Origin of the sequence: Bradyrhizobium sp., assembly GCF_028868675.1 — a bacterium.
Taxonomy (GTDB): Bacteria; Pseudomonadota; Alphaproteobacteria; order Rhizobiales; family Xanthobacteraceae; genus Bradyrhizobium.
Map to the genome: position 1 here is coordinate 1 of NZ_JAGWUA010000330.1, position 3,160 is coordinate 3,160.

The 3,160-nt window shown below is 65.9% G+C and carries 4 protein-coding genes; 2 read left to right on the forward strand and 2 right to left on the reverse strand.

Annotation, left to right across the window (positions count from 1 at the left end):
- A partial coding sequence (locus tag KGM94_RS24595) for an amidase family protein (RefSeq protein ID WP_300265145.1) occupies positions 1 to 717 on the forward strand: 717 nt, incomplete at its 5' end.
- 74 nt (positions 718 to 791) lie between these two features.
- Here KGM94_RS24595 and KGM94_RS24600 read toward each other — a convergent pair.
- Entirely contained in the window at positions 792 to 1,502 is a 711-nt protein-coding gene (locus KGM94_RS24600; protein WP_300265148.1) for a Crp/Fnr family transcriptional regulator, read from the reverse strand.
- 621 nt (positions 1,503 to 2,123) lie between these two features.
- Here KGM94_RS24600 and KGM94_RS24605 point away from each other — a divergent pair.
- On the forward strand, positions 2,124 to 2,963 hold the full coding sequence (locus KGM94_RS24605) for a hypothetical protein (protein WP_300265154.1): 840 nt from the start codon (positions 2,124 to 2,126) through the stop codon (positions 2,961 to 2,963).
- On the opposite strand, the gene KGM94_RS24610 is transcribed toward KGM94_RS24605, so the two are convergent.
- The coding region (locus KGM94_RS24610; RefSeq protein ID WP_300265151.1) for an HRDC domain-containing protein at positions 2,960 to 3,160 on the reverse strand (201 nt) is incomplete at its 5' end. The two genes, KGM94_RS24605 and KGM94_RS24610, sit on opposite strands and share 4 nt — an antisense overlap.

The following is a 3,160-nucleotide window of genomic DNA, read 5'->3' on the forward strand; positions in this document are numbered from 1 at the left end:
CTCGAGGCGATGAGCCGGCGCGATCCGCGCGATCCCTGGTGGGTGCCCGCGCCGCTGGTCGGGCCGAAGCCGAAGGGGCCGATCAAGGTCGCGCTGGCAAGACTGCCGGCCGACATGGATGTCGATCCCTCGGTGCGAACGGCGCTGCGCCAGGCCGCCGATCACCTGGAGCGCGGCGGCTATCGCGTCAGCGAGGTCGAGGTGCCCGACATCAACGGCGTCTGGCAGACCTGGTGCGACATCATCACCAACGAGACGGTGGTGATGCAGGAAGAGGCGATGCTCAAGGTGACGTCGGAGGATTTTCACAAGGCCTGGGGCGGCATGAAGAGCAAGGCGAATGTCCTCGACCTCGAGGGCTGGATGCGCGCCACCGCCGCGCGCAACGGCCATATCCGCGCCTGGCAGCTGTTCTTCGAGGAGTATCCGGTCGTGCTCGCGCCCACGACCGTGAAGCCGACGCCGGGTCCGCGCGAGGACACGATCAGCGCGGAGCGCGTGCGCGAGATCTTCTGGAACGACATCCGCTTCATCTCGGCGATCAACGTGCTGGGCCTGCCCGGCGCCGTGGTGCCGGTGACCGTGCACCAGGGCAAGCCGATCGGCGTGCAGCTCATTGCCGGGCGCTATCGCGAGGACCTCGCGCTCGACGCCGCGGCTGCGATCGAGAAGCGGGCCGGGATTCTCGTCCGTCAACTCTGGGAGAAGATGGGCTGAGGCGCGCGCAGGGCGCCTCGCTCGTTCTTCCATCCAGGCCAAGTCGGCGCGCCGGACCGTCAACCCGCCGGCGTTCAGTTCAGCGAGCCGAGGTGCTTGAGGTCGGGGAGGTTGCCGACCCTCAACACTCCGTTCGACAGTTCGACGATGCCGCGGTCGCGAAAGGTGCCGAGAACGCGGCTGACATGCACGGAGGTCAGCCCGACCGCATCGGCGATGTGCTGCTGGCGCAGCGGAAAGGGATATCGCTGGTCACGAATGACGTTGTGGGCCGCGATCCGCTTCATCAGGTGCAGCAGCAGGAAGGCGATGCGCTCCTCGGCGGAGCATCGGCCGAGCGTGGCGATGATCCGGTCGGAGGATTCCGCCTCCTGCGAGCAGGCTTTCGCCAGCGCCATCACCACCGGCGGACTCTTGAGGCGCAACTGAACCTCGCTTCGCCGCATCGTGCTGATCTGGACCGTCGTCAGCGCCTTGACCGAGAAATGAAAGCGCTCCTCGAACACCGAGGCGACCGAGAACAGATCGCCCGGCAGCAGGAAGCCCAGGATCTGCCGGCGGCCGTCGGCCAGTTGCAGGAAGCGAAAGCCCCAGCCGCCGCACAGCACGAAGACGTCGGGCGTCTCCTGGTTTCGCGCGACGATTTGCTTGCCGGCAGCGACGATCCGATGATGCTGCCAGCTCTCGCCGGCCTCGCGCGCGAGATCGTCAGCCCCTCCCAAGACCGCATGGCAAAATCCCAGTCCGAACCGCGGACACGCAACACAGGGCGAAACGTTCTTCATTGAAGTTTCTTGACTGCCACCTGACCGGTCGCGGCACTGCGACGCCGGCATTCCCGAGTTGATCCAGGTTAACAATCTGCATCAAGTCGCGACGATGCGATGTCGACCGTGAATGCGAAGAATATTTTGCGCGCGATATGCGCGTATCCAAGCTGCACAGTCAACGAGTCTTTGCGTCCCGCCGGGCCACCAGAAGCGAGCTGGAAGCCAACCCCGACATCGAGTCGACGATTCGACGCCGGGACATATCGACCACGACCGCGAGAGCCGGATGCGCTTCATGCGCATCGATGAGAAGACCAGTCGGGCGCTCCCGTGAATCCTGCAAGGTCGTCGAGCCGGCGCTGCCGGCTGTCTCTGCGGAATTCTTCGCGGGAGATCCGCGCGGCCTGACGCCAGTGTGTCGCCGCGATCACGGCAGGAGACTTGTGTCGGCGTCCGCGGTCCGAAAAGGTGCGGTGCGGCTTGACGCCGGGAACGTTCGCGTTCCATCTAGGACGGGTTCGCCACCTGAAGGTCGGACCTTCGGGCCGTCAAATGGTTTGCCGTCGCGGAATGTCAGGCCCTGGTTCTCGCGGTCCCGCGCCGGTGCGCTGGGCGGTGCTGTCCTGCGCCATCTGGATGGCGGCGGCGGGAGCAGGCTTCGCCGCGGACGTCGATGAGGACGACATGAAGCCGGCGATACCGAACGTCTATCTCGATCTGCGGACGACCTACGCGACCATCCCGGCCGGAACACTCGGTCTCGGCTTCGGCGGTTCCTCGTTGTCGACGGCGCTCGAGGCGCTCGCTGCGCTGAAGGGCGTCTCGTTTTCGCGAGGCCTTCCGGCAGCGCAATCGATCGCCGTCGACTTTCCGCTCACCGTCGACGTCACCGACCGCGTCTCGCTCTACGGCGGCGTGTCGGGGACGACGAGCAATCTCGGCGGTAGCGGCTGGTCGTCGTTCGACATTACGAGCTGGAATATCGGCTTCCAGGCCGACCTCCATCAGCAGAACGGCGGCGTGATTCCGACCATCACCCTGCAATCCACGCTGACGCAATCGGTGCCGAACGAGCCGGGGATGACCACGTCCTTCAACCACATCCTGGAGTTCGACTACGCGCTCGACGCGGACGAGACCAGGGGACTCTTGGCCGGCGTGCAATACACCCACACCGACATCGGCAGCCAGGTCGCCCATATCGGCACCAACACCATCGGCTATGTCGGCGGCTACTATCAATGGCCGAGCAACTGGAAGTTCACCGGTCGCCTCGGCGTGCAGTCCTTTGCCGGCGCGCAGCTTCTGAACCTGGCGCAGGTCCAGTCCTTCACGCAGCCGATCGTCAGGCTCGACCTCGACCGCATGGACGACAACGATAACCGCCTGTTCGGGATCACCGCCCAGATCGCGTGGACGCCGAAGCCGTCCTACCAGGTGACGCTGAGGACGCCGCTCTACGCGGTGCGGAACTAGGAACGCGTCCGCACCAGCCGCAACAGCTGCTCGCCATAGTGCTCGAGCTTCTTGTCGCCGATCCCGGGCACGTTGCGCAGCTCGTCCAGCGTCGTCGGCCAGGCTCGCACGATGCCGTCGATCGTGGCATCGTGCAGCACCACGTAGGCCGGCACGCCGCGTTCGCGCGCGACGTCGGAGCGCCAGGCGCGCAGCCG

Bases quoted from the DNA above. Each gene is read 5' to 3' on its own strand.
- KGM94_RS24605 (WP_300265154.1), top strand. From the start codon at position 2,124: ATGGCGGCGGCGGGAGCAGGCTTCGCCGCGGACGTCGATGAGGACGAC.
- KGM94_RS24600 (WP_300265148.1), bottom strand. From the start codon at position 1,502: ATGAAGAACGTTTCGCCCTGTGTTGCGTGTCCGCGGTTCGGACTGGGA.